We start from the raw sequence: 25,571 nt of genomic DNA on the forward strand, positions 1-25,571 counted from the left end.
CCCGCTTCAACCAGTGGGGAGGGGGCGCAGTGGCTGGCACTGACGCAAGAGGGAGACGATGCGGGAGCCGTGGATACGCTTCGCCATGCATACTCGATGGCACCGGAATTCGTTGGTCACATGCCCTTGGCCCACACACTGACCAACGAGCTACTGACCCGTCAAGGTAGGCAACCGCTGGATGTCCGGTGCGGCCTGCCCTTCCGCCTTGTCTTCCGCTGTTGTGTCGTCCGATCTCGATTCCACCGCTCGGCGTCCTCCCTTCCGGTCGTGATCGGAGGACAGACGCGAAGAGCGCTCGGCGGCCCTAGCCCACCAGCCCTGGGTGTCCACCCAAGCGTCACCGCACTGGAGAAAGACGTTCGCAACTGGATCGATCAGTGGAACGCGAACCCGCGGTCGGTCCGTATGGCGCAAAACCGCCGAACTCGACTCCCTCATTCGATACCTTCAACGGATTTCACACCGGTAATCTCGCATTGACGAGCCGCTAGCCGTGAGCCACAAGCGCGGGGCCGAACATCCGGGGATAGTGTGCGCTGACGGCAACTCGAGATCATAGGCTTTGGTGAACGTGTCCGCGCCGAAGGTGAAGATCAGCCGATCATCGAGCAACAGTTCCAGCGTCTGGACATCCCCGGCCAGCTGCGCAGCCTGGAGCCGCCTTTCTGCCTCCCGTAAGGTTTTTTCCATGACACTTACCTCGCCAGATCATCATTGTCATAGTCCTCCCATTTCCTTAAGGCCGGGCGAGGATCGTCGGTACGATTGCGGGGGCCGAAAACTCGACTGGCTTCTATAGCCACCGGTCCCGAAGCGGTGACCGCCCAGTTGATCGTGCGCCGTGTCCGCGATGCTGCTCGTCAGGACGAATTGTTCCCGGTCTGGCGGTATCACCCGTTCTTCACCGACTCGACCGCACCAGTCATGGACGCCGACCTCACTCACCGCCACCACGCCGTCATCGAAACCGTGTTCGCCGACCTGATCGACGGCCCGCTGGCCCAAATGCCGTCCGGGCGTTTCGGCGCGAACTCTGCCTCGGTGCTGTGTGCGGCGATCGCCCACAACCTGCGCCGCGCTGCCGGCGTGCTCGCCGACCAGCATCTGGGCCGTGCTCGCGGGGCAACCCTGCGCCGCAGGATCATCAACATTCCCGCTCGTTTCACCCGACTGCGACGCAGACCCGTCCTGCACCCGCCCGCGCACTGGCCCTGGGCGCAGGCCTGGCGGCCGGTTATGACACGCCACCACCACTTCACTCTCGACCGCCTGAACACCGCGAAACGCCCCCTACGACCAGAAGTAACAGTGGAAAGGCCGAGCAGACCAGCGGCTACCCGCCACCCAAAAGCCAGTGGGCCGCGCACCTGAACGCTATTGAATCCCAGCTGATCCGATCGGATGTCAAAAAACGAAAGTAAAAGCGCAGAAAGACATTCCGGCACTGCCGACCCAGCCGACGGCCCGGTCGCCGGGCCGTACCACACCTTGCTCGAGCGCCGAAGAGATCGCGGCGGGCACCGACGCGGACACGATGTTGCCGGTCCGGTCGTACACATGGTGGACAATCGAGCCCAGCCCGGCCTTATCGGCCATACCCTGCCAGTAGCGTTTACTGGAGGCGTGTGTGAAAAGCGCCTTCACCTCGTCCAACGGCACCGTGAGCCGCTCGAACACCGCGTGCGCCTCGGCCGCGCCGAGCTCGTGCATCTCGAAGCCGAAGGAGGTGAAGGAGCCGACGCCGTTGGCCGCCAGCTTATCCGACGGATCGCAGAAACCCTCGTACCCTTCGAGGGTCACATTGCACAGCGGCGCGAGGTCGGGCCGGGAGGCGAAGTGGAACTCCCAAGGCTCGTTGCCCTCGGCGGTGAGCACAGTCGCGGTGGCGGCCTCGCCGAGGGTGTAGGCGGGGAAGGCCGACTCCAGTACGTCGAGCCGCGGCATGCGCAGCAGCTGCGGGAACACCGCGCCACCCCAGCGCAGGTTGAATTCGGCATTGACGATCAGCGCATTGCGGAATTGTCCGGTGCGGAATAGGGATTCAGAGACTTGCACCGCGCGGGTCCAGCTCATGCACGCGTCGATGATGTCGAAGCAGTGCGCGTTCCCGAGCCCGAGCGCCGCGGCGCAGTGGTAGGCGCCGCCCGGCTCGATGAAACCGCGACCGATACCGGTGTAGATCAGCAGGTCGATGTCCTCGCGGCGCAGCCCGGCCTGTTCCAGGGCCTTGTTCGCGGCCGTGCGCAGCAGGTCGATGGGCCGCTCACCCTCATCGAGCCACTGCCGGGTGTCCGAACCCGAGTACCTCAGGTAGTACTCCACCTTGCGCAGGGCGTCGACAAGATCGCCGTCGAAAGTATCGGCGCTGTGCTCGGCGATGAGCTCGATGATGTCTGAATTGCTGATCGTGCGCGAGGGCAAGCCCGCGATCGCGGATCGAATTTTCATATCAGTGCGCTCCTACCGCGGGATCGCCGGCCGGAGCGTCCTGCCCGGCGGCGGTGATGTGCTTGGCTATCGCATGGGTCATCGCCGTGATCGACGGCGCGTCCCAGATCAGTTCCGGCGGGAAACGTTTGCCCGACCATTTCTCCAGATGCTCCTGCAAAGTCATCTGATTCACCGAGGTGAGCCCGAGTTCGGCCGGTGACCGGTCGGCGTCGACCGTCCGGCCCTGGGGCACATGATGGGCAATACATTCGAGGGTCTGCGCCAACAGGCCCTGCGTGACCAGCACGACCATCGAAGGCAATCCTGCGGAGGTGGCTTCGGTCGCCGGCGTGCTGCTTTCGATCGGTACGGCGTCTTCCCAACGGTAGACCTCGCTGAGCGAACCCGCGAGGAAGTCGGACTTGCAGCCCTGGCGGCGCAGTTTGCCGCTGGTGGTGCGCGGCACGGAGCCCTGCGCGATGAACACGATCGCGCCCGGCGCGATTCCGTGGTTGCGGGCCACGGCGTCGCGGATCACCGTGATCAGCTGCTCGGGATCGCGATCCTCGGCACGATGCTCGGCGGCGATGACCAGGCTCTCCTGGTCATCGCGGTCGACTGAGAACGCGAGAACTGCTCCGACACGCAGTGATTCGTCGCTGTTGACCACCGTTGTCTCGATATCCTCGAGGTAGTGGTTGACGCCGTTGACGATCATCAGGTTCTTGATGCGGCCACAGACATAGAGCTCACCTTCGTGCACGAACCCGAGATCGCCGGTCCGCAGATAGGCGCGGTCATCGTCGGATCCGGTAATACGGGCACGAAACGTTTCCGCGCTGACCTCCGGACGGTTCCAATAGCCGGGCGAGACGATCGGGCCACTGACCCAGATCTCACCGACCTCATCCGCGGCCAGCTCCAAGCCGGACTCCGGTCCGACGATGGCGATTTCGGTCGGCAGCACCGGGGCGCCACAGCCGACCAGTTCGGTCGCTGGGGTCGTATCGGCGACCACCACCTTGCCCCGGCCGAGCGCCTCGCTGTCGAACCGTGTCGAGACGAAGGCTGAGCCGGGGATATCCGAGGTGACCTTCAGCACCGCCTCGGCCAGGCCGTAACCCGGAGCCAGCGCGGTCGGGCGTAGCCCGTGCGGGGTGAAGGCATCGCGAAATCGGTCGAGTGCCGCCCTGCGGACCGGTTCGGCGCCGGCGCTCACCAATCGCCAGCTACTCAGGTCGAGACCGGCTCGCTGTTCCGGCGTCGTCTTTGCCACGCAGCGATCGAACGCGAAAATCGGTGAAGCGCTGTGGGTACCACGATATTTCGAGACTGCGGACAGCCACAGGATCGGATTCTTCACGAAGGAGGACGGTGCCATCAGTATGGCCCGGATACCCGAGAACACCGGCATCAGCACGCCGCTGATTTGCCCGAAGTCGTGGAAGTGCGGCAGCCAGGACACCACGACGCTGTCTGAGTCGACCTCCCAGGTGTACACCAGCTCGGCGCACTGCTGCAGCAGCATCGCGGAGGTGATAATGACACCCTTCGGCGACGATGTGGACCCCGACGTATATTGCAGATAAGCAATTTCGGAAGTATTCGGATGAATCTCCGGCAGCGGGTCCGGGCCGTCTTCTATCGAATCCGAGGCGATTCTCGGCAAAGATTCCACATATGTCGTGCTGCGCAATTCTCCCATTTCGGCAATCACGGCCGACGTGCTGATCACAATGCTCGCCGCGCTGTCGAGAGCGACTTCGTCGACATTTTCAATTCGCGAACGCTGCGGCGGAAAGAGTGGTACGGCGATAACGCCGGCATACAAGCAGGCATAGAACGAGACCACATAGTCCAACCCCGGCGGGTGTAGCAGCAACGCGCGGTCTCCGCCGGATACATTGACTTTGCGGGTCATCTCGTACGCGAGCACCCTAGCGCGCCTGTCGAGTTCACGGTAGGTGAGCGCATCGACCTCGCGACCCTCATCGTCGAGAAAGACGAAGGCAATATCCTCGCCTTTCTCGGTGACGCGCGCGCTCAGCAGTTCGAGCCAGTTCTCGAACACTGCGGGCGGAAACGGTACTGAGTCCTTCATGAGCACAACCTGGGATTCTACAGGGGCACACGGGAGAAACCTTCCCACCTGAGAATGAACTCTCCCCAACACTGTTCACCGCTGACGTCGATCTTTCGACGGGCCCGCGGCCAGGCGTGGTCGGGTTCGGATCGGGTTCTCGCTGACAGTGGGTCGACTTCTGCAACCGCCACGCCGTCGTTGCCGAACCGGGCACGGTGTCGACAGTCGCGCACGGCCCGGCGATGACGGAGCGGTTCCTGGTCATACCCCGGCCTACACCCACACCATGAACCGTCGATGCGCGGTCGGCACGCTCACCCCGAACGACGGCGGCAGATGCCGCCACGCGCATCTACTGGTCAACACAAACACCACCGCAGTGAGCACCGTCCGTTCAGCCACCGGTGCGGTGCCGCCGCCCTGCGGCCTGGGCGTGAACTCGGGTGGTAGCGGATTTGCGAGGTCCCATAACGCATCCGGGACCAATTTCTGAGCAAGCCTGTCGACCAAGGGTCACCCGATGCCGGACAACGAATTACACCCAGGTAAGATGTCCTCTCAGCTGATCGTGATCGTTTGCGCCGCGTCCGCGGTATCGGCCCCCACGATGACGGCGGTCACATTGAAACCCATGCCGACGTTGACCAGTAACCCGTATTCACCGGGCGACATCAGCTGATTGTCCTGAATGTGTGCGAGGTTGGCGAGCAGGTCTCCAGCACCGAGATGGCCTGTTTCACTGCATAATTCGAGTGGACGAGGAAGTCCTCTCGGTAGTGCGGGATAGTAGACCCGGCGTAGCAGGGTGCTGCCCAATCTGCTGAACGCGACCAAGCGGATCCGGGGATCATCCGGTTCGAGTCCGGTGGTGCTCAGGACGGCGGCGACGGCGGTTGATATCGCACTCCGCATGGCGGGGACTTCGGCAGGGTTCAGAATCTGTTCCACGGGTTCCGAACCAGACGTCGCGAACGGCTGGGAGAACTGTAATCCGGTGTCCGGCCGCCCCGCCGAGGCGATGGCCTGGACCATCAACCGGCGCGGGCGCCGGTCCAGTACCGCGGCTGTCGCGCCGTCGCCGAGCAACATGCCGTGGCTGCCGTGGCGCACCCATTTCGTGTGCGGGTCGTGGTCGAATACGTCGCCGGTCGCCACCAGTGCCGTCCGGTACCGGCCGCTGTTCAGCATTTCGGCGGCCAGTTCGAGCGCGATGGCGCCACCGCCGGATTTCTGCTGGATACCGATGGTCACCGCTTCATGCGAACCTATCAGCTGTGCCAGCCGGGCATGCGGAATGGGCATGGCGTCGCCTTGATCGTAGACCCAGGCATAGATCACGAGATCGATCTGCGATGGTTGATAGCCACCGCGCCGTAGGGCGTCTACCGCGGCGGGTACGGCGAGATCCGTCACGGGATTCCCGTCGCAGACGGGAATCCGCCGGTAGCCTTCCAGGTCGCATATCGCGGCATCGTCCTCGTCGATTCCGCTGCCCCGTGCGGTCTCGCGCCGGTCGGGCAGGCAGGTAGTCGCGGCGGCGATCCCAACCGGAAGGGCCATTCTCGCCGGAGTCTGCGTAGCGGGTTCAGCTTGCGTGGATCTGGTTATCGCAGCGAGTAGTCCCATTAGACGTGCGTGCCCGACGATGATTTCGTGACGATCTGCGCCAGCTCGCCGACGGTCGCTGCCCCGAAGATCGCTTCGTCGTCGTCCAATACGATCCCGAAGTGGTCTTCGATACGGGTGAGGATCCGCATGAACCGTACCGATTCGATATTGGGCAGCTGCTCGATGACGTCATCGAGCTGAACTTCTGTCTTCAGTTCCTCCTTGAACAGATCACACACGGCGACGCCGGTTGCGGCAGCTGTTTCGGTGGGGTTTGGCATAGTCGACTCCCTAGGTCAGTTCGATTGGAGCTGTGGGTCCTGGCGCATGGACTCGAAGCGGCGGCATGCCAACTCGATCCGGTTGGTATAGCGGCCGATCCGGTCCTGCGCTTGCCTTCCGGCTGGGCCCAGGTCTGTCCGGTCGAGCAGACGCAGATGGCGCACGTATGGGTTGATGACCGAGTCGATATGCATCCGGCTGGTGTAGACGCCGGCCTTCTTGAATTGCTGCGACAACGCGGTGAAATCGGGTATCTGCTGGGCGGGTCCGCCGAAAACGGTGATCACATCGCAGAGCGCGACCATCGCATCCTCGGGATCGATTTCGAGTGCGGCCTCCACCAGATTCCGGTAGAAGATCATGTGCAGATTCTCGTCGGCTGCCAGTCTGGCCATAATGCGGTCACAGATCGGGTCGTTGCTGATCATTCCGGTACTGCGGTGAACCACCCGAGCTTGTAATTCCGACATGCTGAGCATCATGATGGTGCGCAGCACCCCGTCGCCCTCGTGCGCGTTGACGTACCCATTCGCCATATGCGCCATCCGTGCCCGTTCCAGCGCGACCGGATCCACTGCCCGGGTGGTATGCAGATAGTCCCGCAGCACCACGGAATGCCGGGCTTCTTCGGCGCACCATTGACGCACCCATTCGGCCCAGGCGCCGTTGTTTCCGTGAGCGGACAGGATGGTGAAGAAATAGCTCGGCAGATTGTCCTCCCCGAGCAGCGCTACGATAAGGGATGCTCGTGCGTGTTCGGATATTCTGCTTTGACCGGGTTCCCATGGGTCGCCACCCAGTGGTCCGTCGAAGTTGGAGCCCTCGCTCCACGGGACGAATTGATGCGGGAACCATTCCTTGGTGAGGCCGAGATGCCGGTCCAGATTATCCGCGACGACCGGCGCCAAATAGGTCATTATGCCGAGTTCATGCTTTTCCGTCTTATCTGTCATTATGGCCTCTTCTACATACCCGGTCGAGCGTTTCATCCGCGCAGTGCGCGAATTATCTTGTCGGTAATCAGGTGTGACCCGCGTCGGGAAGTCGTGCGGCAGCCGCAAGGCGCTGCCATTTTCCGCTGGTGGAGCGGGTGAGAAAGCCGGGCGAAACCGGATGCACCCGAACTGCGGAAAGATCGAGTTCGGCGGTCACCTGTTTGCGAACCCGCTCGATCAGTGCTGGGTAATCTGTTTCTGGACAGTCGGATTCGACGATCAAGCCGACATATTCTACGACCCGGCCGTCCGCGGTGTGCTCAGTGTCGGCGAACGCTACCGCTCGGCCCCGGTAAACACCCGGCACCGTGCGAGCAACATGTTCGGCGTCCGAGGGAAAGTAATTACGGCCGTTCACGATCACCATTTCCTTACGCCGGCCGCCGACATAGAGTTGACTCTCGTGCCAGAATCCGAGATCTCCGGTTCGCAGCCAGCTGCCGTCGAATAGTTCGGCGGTGGACCCGGGATCTCGGTAATAGCCGGCCGTCACCGCGGTGCCGCGGATCTGGATCTCACCCAGTTGATCCTCAGCACACTGGGAGCCGTCACCGGCAGTGATACGCACTTCCAGACCGAGCACGGGCCGCCCGGTGGAGACGAGACCGGTAGCCGCAGGATCTCCAGCGGTCAGCGTATGCACCACACCGCTTTCCGCCAGAGTATTGCGGTCGGCCCACAGGGTGGCGGGTCGGCTGCCCGGCTGCGAGAATGTGATGGCCAGGGTGGCCTCGGCCATTCCATAGGCTGGAAACATCACCGACGGTCCGACACCCGCTGGTGCGAGTGCGGCGTCGAAGTCTTCAAGAGTTTGCGGCGAGAGCACCTCTCCGCCGTTGATGGCCAGTCGCCATCGGGAAAGGTCGAGTGCCGCAACCAGATCAGGGTTGGCACGGGCCACGCGGGCGATCAGGTCATACCCGAAATTCGGGGCAGTGGTGATGGTGGCGCCGGTGTCGGCGAGGACCTGCAGAAACCGCTCCGGCCGCCGGATGAAAGTCTGCGGGGAGACGAGATTGACCTGCATTCCGGACAGCAGCCCGGACATCATGCCGAAGAGGCCCATATCGTGGTAGAGCGGAGTCCACTGCGTCCAGACGTCAGCAGCCGTCATCTCTCCTGAGCGCACGATCCCCGTCAGGCCGGCCATGATGTTCGCGTGGGTCAGCAGGACGCCACGCGGCGCCCGGGTGCTGCCCGATGTGAACTGCACGAACGCGGGGCTGTCCGACTGCAGACCCGGCAGCGCTCCGGCACCGGGCGTGCTCTCCGCGACAGTGATGAGCCGCAGACCTGGACAGACCTTCCGCAGCTCACTCGCCACGGATTCGTACTCCGGCCCGGTCACTACGGTCTGCAGCCCAGCCACGTCAACGAGCTGTTTGAGGTGTCGGGCTTGCTTCGCCGGGTGGATCGCAGTCACCGGGAGGACGGTCGCCGCGCTCCCAGCGCGGATGACGGCGAACCACGCGATGAGAAACTCGGGACCCGGCGGAAGCAGAATCCCCACCACGGCACCAGGTTCAGGACCGGATAGCAACCCATGAGCAAAACGCTTCGAGGCGCCTGCCAGCTCGACCAGGCCGATCCGCTCGCCACCGCGCGGTCGGTCGGGGAAACGGATATCCTGGCCACGTGATTCGGCACTCGCAGCGAGGGTAACCAGCGCCTCGCCCAGGGTGGACGCCTCGCCCAGGATGGAATTGGTCCAGACCGATGATGCGGTCATGTCATCGCCGCCCACACCAATTCCGTTGTCCCGCCACCTGCTCGGCAACCGACAGGACAGCGGCTGGCCACTGCGCTGTCGATCCGCTGAACTGCCCCATAACGACCACCTTGAGCACGCCGAGCCAGCCCCGTCTTTGCGGCTGAAATTGACTGGCCCGATCGTACCATTGCTTGTCTAATGACATTGAATTACAGTCTATTTCGGATTTCGGGTGGCCGTGTATGCGCAGCTGGAGCTTCGGAGTAAGCGGGAAGACAACCGGCAGCGACGCCAGCGCGCGATGGAACGGGCCAGGACGCCAGCCGAGCTGCCCCGCCGGGAATGCGAGCCCGAGTTCCGGCAGGGCGTCCAGCAACTGATCGATCGCAGCGGCCGCAATCAGCATCGTCGGCGACTGTGCGGGACAGCAGTGCGGGCCCGAACCCCAGGCGAGATTCCACCGATAGTTCAGCCTCGAACCACCGATCGGTTACTGGCGGGTTGGGCCGGCGTGAATAGAAAAACGCTCTTTGAGCAGCAACCTATCCCTCGACTTGCGCTGCGGGCGGCGTGCACAACGGAGAGGCAGGGGCGCTGCCATTGGCCGGGCGCACGTCGTTGGAATGGGTGAGTCTGCATTCGTAACTCGGATTGGCACCGCCCAGGTCGACTGCCGTGTCTAGCGCGATCAACCGTGGCACGACCACCGTCCCTCGACGACAATCGACAGCTCCATCGCAGCCACGCGGCATCCAGGGCGGTTGGTCAAGACGATTGCTATCGAATCCGCCGGTCCGGTCTCGGTGGACACAGCTGCACACGCGACCGCGTCGATTTCGGCAAACAGGATCTAGTACTGCAACGACACTCAGGTGAGTGGGTGGCCGCGGCGTCGGTAGTGGGATAGGCGGGCTTGGTGTTGTCGGCGGCGCCGCCATCTCGACCAGGCCCAGATACGGTCGGCCCGGTGGTGGGGGGGTGAGCACGAAGGCGATGAGTAGGCGGCGGATCTCCGGTAGGGTGAAGGCGATCATGTCTTCGTTGGTTTCGGCGATTCCCCTTTTGCGGCAATGGTTTTCGACGCTGCCAGCCAGGCGAGGGCGAGCATCGACAGGGTGATGTGGGCGTACCAGGCGCGCCAGGTACGGACCTGGTAGTGGTCGAGCCCGGCCTCGCCCTTGGCCTGCTGAAACGCCTCCTCGATATGCCACCGGGATCCAGCGGTCCAAGCCAGGTCGACCAGTCGGGAGGCATGCGGCCCGTAGCAGAGGTAGTAGGCGATCTCGGTTGGGTTGCTGATGCTGCGGCGCGCGAGCAGCCAGTGCCCGCGCCCGCGGGCCCAGGTGCCGTCGATGGGGCGCCGAGCCCAGTCGTATTCGCGCGGCCCGTGCGCGCCGGCGCCGACCGACAGCCGCTGCCATGCCGACGCTGGTAGTTCGGCGATCAGTACATCAGCGCGTTCGATGCGGTCTGCGCGGGTACATACCTGTTGGTCGCAGCGGGTGGCCACCACGTAGAACACGTCGCGTGCGTCCAGCCAGTCGCGCAGGTAACCGGCTTGGCCGTAAGCCTCATCGGCAGTGAACCACGCGAAGGGCACCCCTGCGGCCAGGGCTCGCTCGAGCATCGTGATCATCAACCGCGGCTTCTCGGCGAACCCGACCTCGTCGGGGATCCCGGCGGCTCGGCAGCGGTCACGGTCGCCGGTCCACGAGACCGGAACATACAGTTCACGATCGATCAGGGCATGCCCACGGGCCGAGGCGTACGCCAAGAACACCCCGACCTGACAATTTTCGATACGACCGGCCGTGCCCGAGTACTGGCGTTGCACCCCAGCAGATTTCACGCCCTTCTTCAGGAAACCGGTCTCGTCACCGGCCAGCACCGCCTCCGGGTCACCGAGATGTTCGACCACGTAGGCCCGTACGTCATCACGCACCCCGTCGACAGCCCAGTCAGCCTTGCGCAGCAACCGCTGCATCCCCTCCGGGCCCGCCTCACCCGCACGCTCGGCGAGTGTCCACCCGTTCTTGCGTTCCAGACCAGCCAACAGCCCCGATACATACTCACGCGCCCGAGCCCGCGGCTCCGACCGCGCGAACCGGACCCCGATCCGCGACATCAACGAATCAAACTCGGCCACAACACGATCCAACACCACACGTCAGATCTACCAGCATCAACTCATGTAGGTGTCGTTGCAGTACTAAAGGCAAGGCCGCGCAGTTAACGCGTGAGCTGGTGTGTCAAGCGGGGTGGGGTGGTGAGTGGGGACAGCGGAACTGTTGGTAGAGAGGTGTTGTCCGCCAAGACAATCCGCTCGATCGAGGAGTTCCGCTGTCAGTTCAGTGTGTCATTGATCGTTCCTCGCCGGTCGCGGAGGGTGTGTTCGCGCCGGGGCATCTGGGGGAACTGACCCGGATCGTGTCGTTCGACCTGGTCGACGCGGCGCTGGAAACGGCCGGTGCCGTGCGGTCACGAGTGCGGCTGCTGCCGTCGCGGGTGGTGGTGTATCTGCTGCTGGCCGGAGCGTTGTTCTCCGATATCGGGTATCGGCAGGTATGGGCGCGGTTGTGTGCCGGGCTGCCCGGCGGATCGTTCGTGTGTCCTGGTTCCCCGGCCTTGTCACAGGCGTTGCGCCGCGTCGGGGTCAAACCCCTGAAGGCGTTGTTCGATCTGCTCGCCGGCCCGGCCGCCGGGACCCGGCGGTGGCGGGGACTGCTGGTGTGCGCGATCGACGGCACCAGTGTGTTCGTGGCTGACAGCCCAGGCAACGTGGCCGAGTTCGGGCGTCACGGCGGCGGTCACGCCCAGGCTGGGTATCCGATGCTGCGGTTGCTGACGGTGGTGGCGTGTGGCACCCGCACCGTCGTCGATGTCGTGTTCGGCCCGTTGCGGATCGCGGAAACAGCCTATGCACCACAACTTTTGGGGTGCCTGCGCCCAGGCATGCTGTTGCTGGCCGACCGGAACTTCGCGGTCACGGCGTTGATCGAGCAGATCACCGGCACCGGAGCAGATCTGCTGATCCGCGCCAAACTCAACCGGCGCGTCCCCGCGATCGCGCGGTTGGGTGACAGATCGTGGCTGACCCGCACCGGTACGGCGACCGTGCGCGTGATCGACGCCGAGATCGCCGTCAGCTGCGCCGGCGGGCCACGCCGGGTCGAGCGGTACCGGCTGATCACAACCCTGACCGACGACAAGCGTTATCCAGCAAAGGAATTGGTGGATCTCTACCATCAGCGGTGGGAGATCGAAACCAGCTATTTCGAACTGAAATCGACCATCCTCGGCGGGCGGGTGCTGCGCGCCCGCACCCCGGCCGGGGTCGCCCAAGAGGTCTACGCCTTGTTGATCACCTACCAGGCGCTGCGCACCGCGATCGCCGATACCGCGCTCGCCACACCGAGTTTCAGCCCCGACCGCGGCAGTTTCACCATCGCCGTGCACACCGCCCGCGATCAGCTCATCCAGGCCACCGGAGTTCTCGCCACCACCACGATCAACCTGATCGGCACCATCGGCCGCGCGGTCCTGTCCAGCCCGATGCCACTACGACGCCAACGCTCCAGCCCCCGCATCGTCAAACGTGCCATCTCCAAACACCGCGCCAAGGGCGACATCGACCGCAACATCTACAAAACCCAGATCAGCGTTCATATCCTGCCCGGTTGACAACCGAGCAGAAACCCAAACTGCGCGGCCTTGGTACTAAAGGACACCGGGACTTGAATCCGGCGCGTCTAGCCAGTTCCGCGACACTCCTTGCCGCTCATCAGCATGCATTCCTCGGACACCATTTTCGCCACCCCCCTGACCGCATCATCAGGCAGACACACCAGCGCGACGCACCGAATCAACCCCGCCGCAGTGCATCTCGTAACTTGGCGCGATGATCTTCCACCGCTGCCCCTGGGGCTGGAGCGGCCGAGCCCGACCCGCACGGTTACGGTGACGACGGGCCACTGTGAAACGACCGGATCGGGCCGCAACACCACCTCAACGTCTCCCCGATCTCCCCTACCGACCGCGACACCAATAGTTGCTGGCGCGCATCTACAGGGCGGCAATGAGGCTGAATCACCCGCCCATCGAGGAGCGCACATCCACCTCGAATCCCGGTTCTATTACCACAGAGGATGACTCACGGATAGGACCGTGAATCAAGGACCGTAACTTGAACCGGAATCACTAATCCTCGCTGCTGTCCATCGAGACGACCACCTTGTCCCGAGCATCAACCGATCCCGCACCGACAGTTCAGCGACGGCAATCAATCATCCAAACAACACCGATCCGATCGCCCTCAGCTTCCGTAATCGCAAACCCGCCAGGATGATTCGAGAACGCACGGGACACGCTCCGCCGGACAGCCCAAACTTGTTGTGGCGCAATCACCGAAAACACGCTTTCATGGAACTGGGATGACGTGCGAATCGGCACGAAAGCGATCACTCATGTCTCCGATGCCCGCCCCACACCGAGCGGCCCAGCCCCGACTCATGGCTCCAACACCAACCTCATGGTCAGTCGTTGACAATCCGCCACTGGCGACCACAGCACCATCTGCGCCCTGAATGCCAGTCACACCGGTGGACAACGACTCTCACGATCGAGACTGGACACCCGAGGAACTCGCATACCTCGACAAAGTATCCGAAGAGCTGGCCGGTCCACTGACCGAACGCCAACTCACACTCCTGCGACGTTGGTGGAACGGCGGCTACCGCACCTCAGCCGAGTAGTACCCGATCACCGCCTCAGGACATCCACATCCGATCTCGTGCGCACCGCCCGGCGCCCATCACTTCCAACGCCCGACGCCATCTTTCGGCCGCGTATGCCCGGCGGCAGGCGCGGGAACCCTCCCCCGCCCTATCCCGCCGCCGCATGATAACGGTCGCGATGCTCGGTCCACGGACGCTGCCGCTGCTCCTCGCTCATCGCCAACAACTCACGCAACTTCACCCACGCCAACTCATCAGTCGGCGTATACACCTGCATCCACGCATGCGGCAACGACGGCAAACTCATACTCGTCAAAAACATCTCCAACTCCCCCACCGCCAAATTACGGACCTGCTTCGTCCGACTCGCCGGCACCGCCACATCATTACGCGCCCACAACGACGCGAAATCCTCACTCTCACCACACAACCCAGTAATAAAATCCTCCCAACCGGGATCACCCAAATTCTTCGCATACGCGCCACGCAAATAACCGACCATCCGGCGCAGATCGTCCCAATTATGGTGATAGGTGTTGCAACACTGCGGAGTCAGAAACACCCGACGCACGACATTGCGCTCACCGAGCAGAAAACCCGGACACAACGCCTCATACGGCTTGTTATGAGCCAACACGTCATAACGCGCGCTCAACACCACCGCCGGGAGCGGCTCGAGATGATCCAGAATCACCTGAAGCTCCTCCGGCAACGCGGTACCCGCGTGCGCGGTCGGCACGGTGGGCACATCGGCGAGGCGGTACAGATGCGCCTTCTCCGCGGCATCCAGCGACAACGTCCGCGCCACCGCATTCAACACCTGCACACTCACATTTATGCTGCGCCCTTGTTCAAGCCACGTGTACCAGGTGATCCCGATGCCGGCCAGCTGCGCGACCTCCTCGCGGCGCAGGCCCGGCGTCCGACGGCGCGGGCCGGGCGGCAGTCCGACCTCGTCGGGGGTGATCCGCGCTCGCCGCGACTTCAGGAAGGCGCCTAACTCGGCGCGGCGCGCCTTGCGCACCGCGCGAACGTCCACTAGATCGGCCATCCTGAGATGATCCCTCAAACCGCTAGCAGTATCCAGGTGCTGCCAGTACCAGTTTTGGCGTGCCGTCAGCGCCAGTGCGGGCGGCGCGCGGTGTCGACCAATCGCCACTTCTCCGGCGGCGCGGTGTCGTCGTAGTAGTAGACGGTGTTCGGCAGCAGTGTTTCCGAGAACGCGCCGGCCTCGGCGGCGAAGGTGGCTCGGGCGGCCTCGTGCAGCACGTCCGAGTCGGCGCCGAGGCGCTTGCGCGCGAGCTCGGCGAGGTAGTCGAGGGCATGGTGGCCCATGAAGCTGTCGTAGGTCAGACTGCCGATATGCGGCGCCGGGACCGGCAGATCGTTGCCGATGACATTCATCGGCGGTAAGGGGCGGTCCAGCCCCTGCTGTCGGCGGATCTCGGGGTCGACGTAGACACCGCAATCGCGATATCGCACTTCGACCTCGCGCGCGTCGAGGGTGAACGACACCAGGGCGTTCTGGCCGTGCGGTTCCAACAGGCACCCTGTCGAGATGGCCGTGCGCACCCACAGGCGAATCATCGGCGAAATTATCCGGTCGGCGATGAACGTCTCCGCCCGAACACCGCTCACCTCGACCAACTGTTCGAGCAGTGTCGGATCTTCCGAGGCTCGAATGTCGTTGCCGTACAGGGCGAACAGCGGCACCGTATAGGTGCCGCCATCGAAGGGCGGAGCGTCACGCACCACGAATCCCCAAGCGTCGCTTCCGGATCCGAATACACCACCGCATACTTCAGCCAAACAGGGAGCGTTCAGAGCTGCAAGCTCGTCGGCCACCCACAATTCCAACTCGATCATGGGCTTGCGCAGCCGCCGAGTGAATCGCGATATCCGACGCGGATAGTGCAGCTTGAGCTGGTGGGGTTGTACCGCCGCGCCGTCGATCGTCTCGACGAACACCGTGCGCGCGTTGGCCAGCGGCACCACTTCGAACAGCGGCCCCGGCGCGCAATCGAGCAACTCCGCGCGTCCGACGAGGTCAGCGGATGCCAAGGCATCGGGATGCACAGGAAGCAGCATGCGCTCACCATCGTGGTACAGCTGCGGCAGTGCCGACGCGATGCTGTTCGTCTGAAGCCCCCCGAGCGTCTCGGGAACCCAGAAGCTCGGCATCGTGAACGACCGGGTGCCCCACTGCGGGTGGAACACCGGCGAGATGTCGGTGATATCGGCGTACTTGCTGTACGTTCGGGTGCCGCCGCCGAGGTAGCGCTCGGCGGCATGCCACCACTCGATCGGATCGGCCGCCGCGAGCAGGTGCATGCCGATCACCCTAATTCAGCGGGAGCTGTCACCCTGGCGGTGACGCAAGTCCCGCAGCACATCTCGGACCCGGTCGAATACGGCCAGCGGCGGGCTCATCACCAGATTCGCCAGGCCGGTTTCACCAGCGTGCGGATGCGGGCGAGTCGGTGCGAGCCTTTCGGCGGCGCGCACCATTCCGGCCCAGCGTTCGAGCTGATTCACCGAGAACTGCTTACGCAGGAACGGGAATTCCTCACTCTCCTCCTGTGCGGCATGCGCGGCGAAGGCATCGGCGAAATCGGAGAGCTTCTTATCGAAGTCGGGATGGTCGACGCCGAGATCGTAGAGTTCGGCAAGGCCACGCTTGACGTGATTCTCCTCGTCCAGCCTGGGCCGCACGATGTCATCGGCGCCGAATGCGGCACGCCGCGCCACCGGATGGACCACTTCCTCCTCGGCGGTTTCGTGCACCGCCAGCAATCGCACCAAATCGGTGAACAGTTCCCGCTTATCCGCCTCGCCCGTTTTCAGCTTGTCGAGCAGGTGCCGGATCTGCTCGTGCTGAGCGGTCAGGAGGTCGATCACATTCTCATCCAGATTTCCCATCGTGCACCTCACTTCTGCCGCGACGGCATGAATGAATACATCCTCCCTCGCGAGCCGACCCACGCGCCACGTTTCCGCGCGCAAGCTCCCGGCGAACCACGACCGGGCCGTTGATCAGCGGCGATCGCGACATCCCTTGACACCGGCGCACCGTAAAGGAATCATGTGATTCTATTGGAATCGGATGATTCCTTTGAGGCAACGGCGCTCGTCTCGTTCGCCTGATATGCGCGGTGCGGACTGCTGGTCCGCGGCGAGGAGTGCGGATGGATCACCCAACACCGGAACCCCGGGCCGAACATCTGCCGATCGTCGTCATCGGCGCTGGATTCGCCGGAATCGGGTTGGCGGTGAAATTGCATGCGGCCGGATTTCACGACTTCGTAATCCTCGAACGCGGCGCCGATCTCGGGGGCACCTGGAGCGCCAATACCTATCCGGGCTGTGCGTGCGATGTGCCATCGATGCTGTACTCGTATTCCTTTGCCCCGAATCCGAATTGGTCGCGCCGCTACGGCACCCAACCGGAGATCCTCGACTATTTGCGCGGTGTGGCCGAGAAATACGGTGTGCCGCAGCATATTCGATACAACACCGAAGTGCTCGACGCGAAATGGGAGGAGTCCGTTGGACGGTGGCGCATCCGCACCGCACAGGGGTCGCTGACTGCCGATGTTCTGATTTCGGCGATCGGGCCGTTCAGTGAGGCACAGATCCCCCGACTGCCCGGTAGCGCGAATTTCACCGGAGCTCAGTTCCATTCCCTGCATTGGGATCACGAGCACGATTTGACCGGTGAGCGGGTCGCGGTGATCGGCACCGGCGCGTCCGCGGTGCAGTTCATTCCCGAGATCCAACCCGCGGTGGGGCGACTGACGGTGTTCCAGCGCTCGGCGCCGTGGATCGTGCCGCGCATGGATTGGGCGACCAGTCCGATCGAGCGCACGCTGCTGCGTCGGATGCCGCTGCTGGGCAAGACGATCCGCGCGGCCTACTTCACCGGCATCGAGGGGTTCGGCCTGGTCGGGTTCGTGGACAAGCGCTTCCGGCATCCCTTCGAGGCGCTCGGCCGTTGGCAGTTACGACGACAGGTTCGCGATGCGGCGCTGCGTCGGAAGCTGACGCCCGACTACATGATCGGCTGCAAACGCGCGATCTTCTCCGACGCCTACTACCCCGCCCTGAGCCAGCCGAATGTCGAGGTGGAGACCTCCGGCATCGCCGAGGTGCGGCCGCGCTCGATCGTCACCGCGGACGGCACCGAACACGAGGTGGACACCATCATCTGGGGTACCGGATTCGGCGTGCCACCAGGGATATTCGAGGCCATTCACGACACCGGCGGGCGCACGCTCGCGCAGCTGTACCGCGACCGCCCGCAAAGCTATCTCGGCACCACGGTCACCGGATTTCCCAACTTCTTCACCACCCTGGGCCCGTTCGGCGCGGCCGGGAATCAGTCGGCGATCTTCATGATCGAGGCCCAGATACGCTATATCGTGGACGCGGTAAAGAACATGCGCGACAACAATCTTCGCCGGATCGAGGTGCGCCCGCAGGCGCAGCAGGCATTTCTGGACGAGATGGAGCAGCGCAGCCGCGACACCGTCTGGGTGACCGGCGGCTGCCGCAGCTACTACCAAACCGCCGACGGACATCACAACGCCGGCCTCTATCCGAACTGGAGCTTCGAATACGCCAGCCGCACAAAGCGATTCGACTCCGACGCCTATCATACCGAGGCATCATGAACCTGCTGAAATTGCTGCCCACCAACCCTACGTTCGACGTCGAAGACAAGGTGGCCATCGTCACCGGCGCCGGACGCGGCATCGGCCTCGAATTGGCGCGGATCCTGCACCGGCGCGGCGCGACCGTCGCCATGCTCGACCTCGACGAAGCCGAAGTCCACACTGCCGCAGCACAACTGGGGTCGCACGCGATCGCCCTGCGCGCCGATGTCGCCGACCGGGACAGCATGGTCGCGGCCATCGCAGCGGTCCGTGAGCGCTTCGGCCGCATCGACGTGGTGGTCGCCAATGCCGGTGTCACCCCGGTGCCCGCAACGTTGCGAACGATGGACCCGGCCGACTTCGACCGTGTGCTCGGGGTCAATCTCACCGGGGTCTTCAACACCGTCCGGCCCGCGCTCGACGATGTCATCGCCGTCGGCGGACATGTCGTCGTGGTCTCCTCGTGCGCGGCATTCGCACCCGGTATGGGCGGCTCGCCCTACATGATCAGCAAGGCAGGTGTCGAACAGCTCGGCCGCGCCCTGCGGGTCGAACTCGCCGCATCCGGCGCCAGCGCGGGGGTCGCCTACTTCGGCATCGTCGACACCGCCATGACGCATCACACGCTCGACGACGACGAATTCGGTCGCGCGGCCGACGCCATGCTCCCCTGGCCGCTCAACCAGCGCATCAGCGCCGCCAGCGCCGCGGCGACCATCGCCGACGGCATCGCCCGCCGCGCCGCGCGCACCATCGCGCCCCGTGTCTGGGAGCCCTATGCCCTGCTGCGCGGCGCGATCAACGTGCTCATGGATCAGTACCTCAGCACCGACGAACACGCGCGGGACCTGCTCCGCAAGCTCGAACAACGCGCGGGCAAGCGCCCACGCAGCGAGTCCACGCCGACGTGACATGATCGAATCCGTGAGTTCGTCAGCCACCACGTGGCGCGGCAGCACCATGGCAAGCCGCAGCGCCGAGCGTCGCGAGCAGCTCGTGCGGGCCGGTTCCGCGCTGCTCGGCGGCGAAGGCGCGGCCGCGACCACCATGCGGGCGGTCTGCCGAGAGGCGGGGCTGAGCCTGCGGTATTTCTACGAGAGCTTCCCCGATCGTGACGCCCTGCTCATCGAGGTCTACGACCAAACGGCGCGCGGGCTGGTCGATGCCGTCACCACCCGCCTCGGCAATGCTCCGGCCGACCGAACCGCCCGCGTCCGAGCGGCTTTCGACGCCGCCGCGCAGTACTTCGCGGACGACCCGCGTCGCGGACGGATCATGTTCCGCGAAACCCTCGCCGACGACACCCTGCGCGCCCATGGAGCCGATGCGCTGCCGACCTTCGTCACGCTGGTCGCCACCCAACTCGCGCCGGAGCGGGCCGAGCGGCTGCGCGCCGACACGGGCCGAATTCCTATGCCGGTCAGCGCGATATCCGGTGCGCTCGTCGCCTTGTTCCTCGATTGGCTCGACGGCGGTGTCGAAAACAACCGTGACGAAGTGGTCGACTATGCGACCCGCCTCACCATCACCATCCTCGATCTCGCCTGACCATTACACCAGAGCCCGCAATCGCAGATCGGCCACGTACTTGTCGATGAGCGCGGGCGTCAGGTGCGGAATGTAGTTATCGGGACCGATATTCGCGGCTTGAACGGCGGCGGTGAAACCCTTGGCCGGGATGGCCGAGCCACGCCGGGTGAACATGTCCGGGACATTGAGCTGGCCGCCGAATCGACTGTGCGCCAGGATCATATCGGATCGGAACACCGCGACCGGCAGCCCGCACCGGTTGTGCGCTTCCCGCAGTAGGACCTCGCCCGCCCACTTGCTGTTGCCGTAGCCGTTGGCGTAGCCGTCGTCGATGGCTCGCGCCGGGCTGATTTCGCGGATGTCGCCGTCTTCCTCGAATTTCGACGGATGGATCTGGGCGGCGACCGCGACGGTGGACAGATAGGTGACGGGTTTGATCCGCGTGGTGATGGCCAGGCGGATGACTTCCGCGGTACCAACGACATTGGGGCCGAAGAGCTGGTCGTAGGGCAGCACATGGTTGACCAGTGCGGCCGGGTGCACGATCAGATCCACGGTGTCGGCCAATCTATTCCAGGTCGCGTCGGCCAAGCCGAGATCCGGCTCGCCGATATCCCCGGCCAGCACTTCCAGGCGGCGGTCGGCCAGCTCTCGGTAATGCCGGATCAGCTCAGGGTCACCACTGTCGAAGGCGTCGTCGAGTCGCTTGCGGGCCGCGTCGGCGTCCTTGCCGCGGACGATGCAGACGAGCGTGGCGCCCGTCTTGTCCAGTCGTTCCAGCCATTCCAGGCAGAGGAAGCGGCCCAGATAGCCGTTGGCACCCGTCAGCAGGACCGTCTGTGTCGCAGTCGTGCTCGGAAGCGTTGTCGCGGTGGTGATGGTTTGCGCGTCGATGAACTTGTCCAAGGTCAGTTCATCGGCACGCGCGAGCTCACCGTGCGTGTGCACCGACGCGAATGTGGGCGTGATCGATCCGGCTGCTTGCGCCGATTCGACATACTCCGCCAGCTCGCGCAGACCGTTGGCAGGGCTGACGATAACGCCCACCGGTACGTCGATGTCGAAGATATCGCGGAGCAGATTCGAAAACGACAGCGCGGAAAGGGAATCGCCGCCCAGATCGGTGAAATGCGCGTCCGGTCGCAGATCGGTTGTCGCGCAACCCAGTAACGCCCGGGCGGCGCGACTCACCGTTTCGAGCACCGGCAGGTCGGCGGCTTCGCGGCGCAGCGCCAGCAGTTCGTTCGCCTGCCCTTCGGCCTGCTCCGCGTACAGCTCTTGCAGCCGCTCGCCATAACGTTCAATGAGCTTGGGCCGCAACAACTTACCGATACCGGAGAGCAAACCGTTCTCGGCGGTGAAGGGTTCGGTCTCGATCAGGAAATCGCGCGGGATCTCATAGGATTTGAGAGCGGCGTCCTTCGCGATCCGCTGCAGCGAATCACTCAGTGCCGCCTTCGAATCGGCGCCGCGTAATCTGGGATAGGCGCAGTCCGGGTTCTCGCATCGCGGCGAAGATCTCCGGCATCGGTTGCGCATCCCGAATGTCCTGATGGGCGGCGTACAGGTCGGTAATCCGACGCATGAGCCGTTCCATCCGCGTATTACTCATCATGGCCAGCCTCCCGTGATTCGCTCCTCAACCGTCGGTCGTTCCGTGCACAGATAGATGGCGCCTATATTCCTACTAATACGTTAGCTTGCCTAAATATTCCAGATTCGGCAATGAGCCCCGCCAGATCATTGTGCCGCCGCTCACCTTGCGATCCTGAGACCATGACGATCTCCCTCCCCGACCTGGTCGAGGCCCTGCTCGACGGTGTGCGTCCGCTGCCCATCGTGATCGCGGGCGATCCCGTACTGCGAAATCCGGCCGCACCATACGACGGTCAGCTGACAGCCGCACAGTTGGACCGATTGGTGCTGGCCATGCGCGAAACGATGCATGCCGCGCCAGGTGTGGGATTGGCCGCGCCGCAGGTCGGCATACCGCTGCGGCTCGCGGTGCTGGAGGATCCGGCCGAAGTGACCGACGAGATTCGCGCGGCTCGCGTCCGGGTGCCGCTCCCGTTCCGGGTACTGGTCAACCCGACCTACGAACCCATCGGCGCGACCCACGCCACGTTCTTCGAGGGCTGCCTGAGTGTCCCCGGATGGCAGGCAGTCGTCGCCCGGCATGCGCGGGTGCGGCTGCGCGGTCAGGACGAGCGGGGACGCGAGTTGGACGAGGAGGTGACGGGATGGCCCGCGCGGATCGTGCAGCACGAGACCGACCACCTCGACGGGACGCTCTACATCGATAGCGCTGTCACTCGTTCGCTGACTTCCACACAGGCCATGGCCGAGCACTGGTCCCAGCCGACGCCCGCCGCGGCTGGCAAGGCGCTCGGATTCGACTGGCCCTGAACGCTTTTCGTCCGAACTCCGATCGCCGCGCCTACATGTGGGTGCCGCCGTCGATGCGGATCTCGGTGCCGGTGATGAACGCGCCGTCGTCGGAGGCGAGCATGGCGACCACGCCCGCGACCGTCTCCGGGGCGGCGAAGCCCTGGCCGATGGCGGGGATCAGCTTGCCGAACAGGCTGAAGTCGGCGTCGGCGGGCAGGCCGGGACCGCGGCCGTCGGTCATATCGCTGGAGATGGAACCGGGTGCGACCGCGACGACGCGCAGGCCCTGCTTCGCGTACTCGGCGGCCAGCGCGTGGGTCATCGACATGATGCCGCCCTTGGAGGCCGCGTAGGCGGACATGTAGGGGTGGGCGAAGAAGGTGGAGGTCGAGGCGAAGTTCACGATCACGCCGTGCGCGGTGGCCAGCAGTGCGGGTAGCGCCTCGCGGATCATCAGGAAGGTGCCGGTCAGGTTGGTCGTGATGATCCGGTTCCAGTCCGCCAGGGCCATCTCATGGGTGTGCGCGGAGCGCAGGATGCCCGCGGCGTTCACAAGAACGTCCAGGCCGCCGAGGTTTTCGACGGCAAGGGCGACGCCTTGGCGCACCGAGTTCTCGTCGCCGACATCGATACGAGTGGCGCTCAGGCGCTCGCCCACACCCTGATCGGCGGCCTGCTTCGCGGTCTCCGCGAGACCCGCCTCGTTGATATCGACGCCGACGACCAGCCCGCCCTCGGCCAGCACCCGGTGCACGGTGGCCCGGCCGATACCGGATCCGGCGCCGGTGATCAGGACGCGGCGATCGGTGAAACGCTCCATTGCGAAAACCTCCTGGCAAGTACTTTAGTAGCTCTCGCGACACGTTACGCCTATGTGGCACGATGTGCCACATAGGCATTCTGGGCTAGGCTCGAGTCGAACAACCCGCACAGGAGGTGGCGATCGTGCCGACTATCAGTGCCGAGTCGATGGCGCGGCGGCCCTCGCTGGCCGAACGCCGCAAGACGCAGACCCGCTTCGAGATCGCCAAGACGGCGGCGAAACTCTTCGCCGAACACGGCACCGCCGATGTCACCGCCGACCAGATCGCGGCGGCCGCCGGCATCGGACTGCGCACCTTCTACCGGTACTGCCGCACCAAGGAAGACGCGATCGAACCGATGCTCTCCGCCGGTGCCGAACGCTGGCTGGCCGATATCGAATCCGGCCCCCGCCGCCTGCCGACCCTCGAGGAACTCGAGGCGGCCGCGGTGCGCGCACTGACACCGGACACCGACACCGAAGACCTGCGCATCACCCGCGGGCTACTCCAGGCGATGGCCGATGATCAGGCCCTGCGGTCGGTCTGGCATCGCATCAATCTCGACGGCGAGGACGCGCTGTACCGAACGCTCACCGGGTTGGCCGGCGCTGACGCAGATCCGTTGCGATTGCGGCTGATCGCCGGTGCCACCGCGGGCGCGATCCGCATCGCGCTCGAACAGTGGGCCGCAACCAATGGACCGACCAGCGGCCCGGGGTCCGCCGCCGATCTCGTCGTCCGCTGCATCAGTGAGCTCACCGCGGGGTTGCGCGACTGACGCCGGTCGGCGCGGGAGGCGTCCGTGGTCAATACCGAAGCGAATCCTAGTCCGCCCGGTCCGATTCGGCCGCTGGCTACGTGGCCGATTGAGCCCGGTTCACGGTATCGGGTGCACTCGCGAAACCACCGGTGTGCGGCGGTTCTAGGCATGGCAGGTACTGACCACCTCCGGTCCACCCGGCATCTTCGGTGTGGTCAGCGCAGATGCGCGAGGGAGGATTGCTGTGGCGACGTCACGCCCGATGCCAGCCGCACTCGACGGCGACAACGCGCAAGGTTCACCAATCCTCAACCCTTCCGGGGCATTTCGACCGGTCTGGTGAGTTGGCCGACCGCATGCAGGTGACGTAGCGCCTGGGCGTAGGAGTCCAGGAGGCTGGTCTCAGCGTAGGGAACCCCGATCTCGGTGCAGAACTGCGCGACCATCGGCTGGGCGCGGCGCAGGTTGGGCCGCGGCATCGACGGGAACAAGTGATGCTCGATCTGGTAGTTCAAGCCGCCCATGGCCGCGTCGACGAATCGGCCGCCGCGGACATTTCGAGACGTGAGCACCTGACGGCGCAGGAAGTCGGTCGAGTCGCCCTCGGCGAGTACTTCCATCCCCTTGTGGTTCGGCGCGAAGGTGCACCCCATGTAGAACCCGAACAGGCCCTGCTGCACAACGATGAAGGCCACTGCTTTGCCCGGCGACAGGACCAGGAATACCGCGGCGAGGTATCCGGCGGCGTGCGCGGCAAGCAGCACCGCCTCCCAGCCACGGTTCGGGATCGCCCAGCGCAGCACCGCCCGGACACTCGCGTAGTGCAGACTGCCTGCCTCCAGGAACAGCATCGGAAAGAACAGCCAGGCCTGGTAGCGGAAAATCAGCCGCCGGAAACCCCTTCCGGTCCGTGCTCGATCGCCGGAATGGGCCAGCACCCCGCTGACGTCGGGATCCGCACCCTCGGTATTGGGATGGGCGTGGTGCCGGTTGTGATTGCTGACCCACCAGCCGATGCTGAGCCCGATACCGAGATTGCCCGCGATCACACCGAACAGATAGTTGGCCCGGCGCGAGCCGAAGATCTGCCGGTGCCCGGCATCATGGCCGAGGAAGGCGAGCTGGGCGAACACCGCCGCCAGGAATACGGCGGTACCCAGCTGCCACCACGAGTCGCCGACAAAGACGAACGCGGCCCACCCGGCCACCAACGCTCCCCCGGTGACCGCACTCCGCCAGCCGTAGTACCGCAACCGCTGATCCAACAGTTCCGCCTGCCGCACCCGACGCAACAACACCGCATACTCGCTGCCCCGCGCCACAGCAGGCAGCCCGATCTTCCCGGTCGGGAGTTCTATCACCACAAGCGGCCTACACATCCTGTTGTCATTGATCGTCTGGGCTCTGATCGCCGTTCTTCGAGCCTTGTCCGACTGTAGGCGCCAACTATAGAAAGTCGGCAAACGGCGGCCCCTTCTCGACAAAAGGATGTCGCGATGAGACCACCACCAGGTGAACAGGGGTGCGGATCGGCACCATATCTACATGACGATCGGGAACAATGATTCATGAACTCCCGCCAGCCAGGTGTTG

At 64.4% G+C, this 25,571-nt stretch carries 21 protein-coding genes and 3 pseudogenes; 8 read left to right on the forward strand and 16 right to left on the reverse strand.

Translation table 11 applies throughout. From position 1 onward, the window contains the following. Window positions 1-450 precede the first annotated feature (450 nt). The gene (locus OG874_RS18050; RefSeq protein ID WP_330256290.1) at window positions 451-693 is read right to left on the reverse strand and encodes a hypothetical protein; all 243 of its coding nucleotides are present in this window, start codon (window positions 691-693) and stop codon (window positions 451-453) included. Between the two features lie 129 nt (window positions 694-822). Here OG874_RS18050 and OG874_RS18055 point away from each other — a divergent pair. Then, window positions 823-1,230, forward strand: a pseudogene (locus OG874_RS18055) (IS1380 family transposase); the annotation flags it as partial. A gap of 177 nt (window positions 1,231-1,407) precedes the next feature. Here OG874_RS18055 and OG874_RS18060 read toward each other — a convergent pair. From OG874_RS18060 to OG874_RS18095, 9 genes and pseudogenes are all read right to left on the reverse strand, one after another. Beyond that, window positions 1,408-2,451, reverse strand: a complete 1,044-nt coding sequence (locus OG874_RS18060; RefSeq protein WP_330256291.1) for a 3-oxoacyl-[acyl-carrier-protein] synthase III C-terminal domain-containing protein — start codon at window positions 2,449-2,451, stop codon at window positions 1,408-1,410. Window position 2,452: 1 nt separating this feature from the next. Next, the gene (locus tag OG874_RS18065) at window positions 2,453-4,534 is read right to left on the reverse strand and encodes an AMP-binding protein (RefSeq protein ID WP_330256292.1); all 2,082 of its coding nucleotides are present in this window, start codon (window positions 4,532-4,534) and stop codon (window positions 2,453-2,455) included. Between the two features lie 261 nt (window positions 4,535-4,795). Beyond that, window positions 4,796-5,026, reverse strand: a pseudogene (locus OG874_RS44765) (transposase); the annotation flags it as partial. 48 nt (window positions 5,027-5,074) lie between these two features. Further along, window positions 5,075-6,076 carry a ketoacyl-ACP synthase III family protein gene (locus OG874_RS18070; RefSeq protein ID WP_330256293.1) on the reverse strand — a complete coding sequence of 334 codons (1,002 nt, stop codon included), beginning with the start codon at window positions 6,074-6,076 and terminating at the stop codon, window positions 5,075-5,077. 65 nt (window positions 6,077-6,141) lie between these two features. After that, complete coding sequence (locus OG874_RS18075; protein WP_330256294.1) at window positions 6,142-6,405, reverse strand: acyl carrier protein; 264 nt, start codon at window positions 6,403-6,405, stop codon at window positions 6,142-6,144. A gap of 15 nt (window positions 6,406-6,420) precedes the next feature. Beyond that, the gene (locus OG874_RS18080; RefSeq protein WP_330256295.1) at window positions 6,421-7,359 is read right to left on the reverse strand and encodes an acyl-ACP desaturase; all 939 of its coding nucleotides are present in this window, start codon (window positions 7,357-7,359) and stop codon (window positions 6,421-6,423) included. 67 nt (window positions 7,360-7,426) lie between these two features. Continuing rightward, complete coding sequence (locus OG874_RS18085; protein ID WP_330256296.1) at window positions 7,427-9,130, reverse strand: AMP-binding protein; 1,704 nt, start codon at window positions 9,128-9,130, stop codon at window positions 7,427-7,429. Window position 9,131: 1 nt separating this feature from the next. Next, window positions 9,132-9,518, reverse strand: a complete 387-nt coding sequence (locus OG874_RS18090; RefSeq protein WP_330256297.1) for a hypothetical protein — start codon at window positions 9,516-9,518, stop codon at window positions 9,132-9,134. Between the two features lie 624 nt (window positions 9,519-10,142). Beyond that, window positions 10,143-11,276 (reverse strand): IS701 family transposase, encoded by a 1,134-nt coding sequence (locus OG874_RS18095; RefSeq protein WP_442943356.1) that lies wholly within the window; start codon window positions 11,274-11,276, stop codon window positions 10,143-10,145. A gap of 224 nt (window positions 11,277-11,500) precedes the next feature. Between OG874_RS18095 and OG874_RS18100 the strand changes: the two genes are divergently transcribed. Together OG874_RS18100 and OG874_RS18105 are read left to right on the forward strand one after the other, a co-directional pair. Next, entirely contained in the window at window positions 11,501-12,793 is a 1,293-nt protein-coding gene (locus OG874_RS18100) for an IS4 family transposase (RefSeq protein WP_330256298.1), read from the forward strand. 917 nt (window positions 12,794-13,710) lie between these two features. Continuing rightward, window positions 13,711-13,863: a hypothetical protein gene (locus OG874_RS18105; protein ID WP_330256299.1), complete on the forward strand. Its 153-nt coding sequence runs from the start codon at window positions 13,711-13,713 to the stop codon at window positions 13,861-13,863. A gap of 130 nt (window positions 13,864-13,993) precedes the next feature. Here OG874_RS18105 and OG874_RS18110 read toward each other — a convergent pair whose 3' ends face one another. From OG874_RS18110 to OG874_RS18120, 3 genes are all read right to left on the reverse strand, one after another. Continuing rightward, on the reverse strand, window positions 13,994-14,896 hold the full coding sequence (locus OG874_RS18110; protein ID WP_330256300.1) for a helix-turn-helix transcriptional regulator: 903 nt from the start codon (window positions 14,894-14,896) through the stop codon (window positions 13,994-13,996). 65 nt (window positions 14,897-14,961) lie between these two features. Next, window positions 14,962-16,176, reverse strand: coding sequence for a hypothetical protein (locus OG874_RS18115; protein ID WP_330256301.1), 1,215 nt, complete (start codon window positions 16,174-16,176; stop codon window positions 14,962-14,964). Between the two features lie 15 nt (window positions 16,177-16,191). Further along, window positions 16,192-16,764, reverse strand: coding sequence for a hemerythrin domain-containing protein (locus OG874_RS18120; protein WP_330256302.1), 573 nt, complete (start codon window positions 16,762-16,764; stop codon window positions 16,192-16,194). A 266-nt stretch (window positions 16,765-17,030) separates the two neighbouring features. On the opposite strand from OG874_RS18120, the gene OG874_RS18125 reads away from it, so the two are divergent. The 3 genes from OG874_RS18125 to OG874_RS18135 are packed head-to-tail and all read left to right on the forward strand — an operon-like array spanning window position 17,031 to window position 20,045. After that, on the forward strand, window positions 17,031-18,515 hold the full coding sequence (locus OG874_RS18125) for a flavin-containing monooxygenase (RefSeq protein WP_330256303.1): 1,485 nt from the start codon (window positions 17,031-17,033) through the stop codon (window positions 18,513-18,515). Continuing rightward, a complete protein-coding gene (locus tag OG874_RS18130) occupies window positions 18,512-19,408 on the forward strand; it encodes a short-chain dehydrogenase/reductase (protein WP_330256304.1) in 897 nt (298 codons plus the stop codon). Before OG874_RS18125 ends, OG874_RS18130 begins: the two co-directional genes overlap by 4 nt. Before the next feature lie 13 nt (window positions 19,409-19,421). Continuing rightward, window positions 19,422-20,045 carry a TetR/AcrR family transcriptional regulator gene (locus OG874_RS18135; protein ID WP_330256305.1) on the forward strand — a complete coding sequence of 208 codons (624 nt, stop codon included), beginning with the start codon at window positions 19,422-19,424 and terminating at the stop codon, window positions 20,043-20,045. A 3-nt stretch (window positions 20,046-20,048) separates the two neighbouring features. Here the strand turns inward: OG874_RS18135 and OG874_RS18140 are convergent. Beyond that, a pseudogene (locus OG874_RS18140) lies at window positions 20,049-21,485 on the reverse strand (thioester reductase domain-containing protein); the annotation flags it as partial. A gap of 318 nt (window positions 21,486-21,803) precedes the next feature. On the opposite strand from OG874_RS18140, the gene OG874_RS18145 reads away from it, so the two are divergent. Continuing rightward, window positions 21,804-22,433 (forward strand): peptide deformylase, encoded by a 630-nt coding sequence (locus tag OG874_RS18145; RefSeq protein WP_330256306.1) that lies wholly within the window; start codon window positions 21,804-21,806, stop codon window positions 22,431-22,433. 31 nt (window positions 22,434-22,464) lie between these two features. Here the strand turns inward: OG874_RS18145 and OG874_RS18150 are convergent, their stop codons facing one another. Beyond that, window positions 22,465-23,235 (reverse strand): SDR family NAD(P)-dependent oxidoreductase, encoded by a 771-nt coding sequence (locus OG874_RS18150; RefSeq protein WP_330256307.1) that lies wholly within the window; start codon window positions 23,233-23,235, stop codon window positions 22,465-22,467. Between the two features lie 125 nt (window positions 23,236-23,360). On the opposite strand from OG874_RS18150, the gene OG874_RS18155 reads away from it, so the two are divergent. Beyond that, on the forward strand, window positions 23,361-23,996 hold the full coding sequence (locus OG874_RS18155; RefSeq protein ID WP_330256308.1) for a TetR/AcrR family transcriptional regulator: 636 nt from the start codon (window positions 23,361-23,363) through the stop codon (window positions 23,994-23,996). 290 nt (window positions 23,997-24,286) lie between these two features. On the opposite strand, the gene OG874_RS18160 is transcribed toward OG874_RS18155, so the two are convergent. Then, window positions 24,287-25,339, reverse strand: coding sequence for a fatty acid desaturase family protein (locus OG874_RS18160; protein WP_330256309.1), 1,053 nt, complete (start codon window positions 25,337-25,339; stop codon window positions 24,287-24,289). Window positions 25,340-25,571 lie beyond the last annotated feature (232 nt).

Source organism: Nocardia sp. NBC_00565 (assembly GCF_036345915.1).
Taxonomy (GTDB): Bacteria; Actinomycetota; Actinomycetes; order Mycobacteriales; family Mycobacteriaceae; genus Nocardia.

Excerpts from the sequence above, each read along its gene's own strand:
- OG874_RS18145 (WP_330256306.1), top strand. The coding sequence starts at position 21,804 with ATGACGATCTCCCTCCCCGACCTGGTCGAGGCCCTGCTCGACGGTGTG.
- OG874_RS18110 (WP_330256300.1), bottom strand. The coding sequence starts at position 14,896 with ATGGCCGATCTAGTGGACGTTCGCGCGGTGCGCAAGGCGCGCCGCGCC.
- OG874_RS18125 (WP_330256303.1), top strand. The coding sequence starts at position 17,031 with ATGGATCACCCAACACCGGAACCCCGGGCCGAACATCTGCCGATCGTC.
- OG874_RS18050 (WP_330256290.1), bottom strand. The coding sequence starts at position 693 with ATGGAAAAAACCTTACGGGAGGCAGAAAGGCGGCTCCAGGCTGCGCAG.
- OG874_RS18075 (WP_330256294.1), bottom strand. The coding sequence starts at position 6,405 with ATGCCAAACCCCACCGAAACAGCTGCCGCAACCGGCGTCGCCGTGTGT.
- OG874_RS18130 (WP_330256304.1), top strand. The coding sequence starts at position 18,512 with ATGAACCTGCTGAAATTGCTGCCCACCAACCCTACGTTCGACGTCGAA.
- OG874_RS18085 (WP_330256296.1), bottom strand. The coding sequence starts at position 9,130 with ATGACCGCATCATCGGTCTGGACCAATTCCATCCTGGGCGAGGCGTCC.
- OG874_RS18070 (WP_330256293.1), bottom strand. The coding sequence starts at position 6,076 with ATGGCCCTTCCGGTTGGGATCGCCGCCGCGACTACCTGCCTGCCCGAC.
- OG874_RS18120 (WP_330256302.1), bottom strand. The coding sequence starts at position 16,764 with ATGGGAAATCTGGATGAGAATGTGATCGACCTCCTGACCGCTCAGCAC.
- OG874_RS18060 (WP_330256291.1), bottom strand. The coding sequence starts at position 2,451 with ATGAAAATTCGATCCGCGATCGCGGGCTTGCCCTCGCGCACGATCAGC.
- OG874_RS18150 (WP_330256307.1), bottom strand. The coding sequence starts at position 23,235 with ATGGAGCGTTTCACCGATCGCCGCGTCCTGATCACCGGCGCCGGATCC.
- OG874_RS18115 (WP_330256301.1), bottom strand. The coding sequence starts at position 16,176 with ATGCACCTGCTCGCGGCGGCCGATCCGATCGAGTGGTGGCATGCCGCC.
- OG874_RS18090 (WP_330256297.1), bottom strand. The coding sequence starts at position 9,518 with ATGCTGATTGCGGCCGCTGCGATCGATCAGTTGCTGGACGCCCTGCCG.
- OG874_RS18065 (WP_330256292.1), bottom strand. The coding sequence starts at position 4,534 with ATGAAGGACTCAGTACCGTTTCCGCCCGCAGTGTTCGAGAACTGGCTC.
- OG874_RS18080 (WP_330256295.1), bottom strand. The coding sequence starts at position 7,359 with ATGACAGATAAGACGGAAAAGCATGAACTCGGCATAATGACCTATTTG.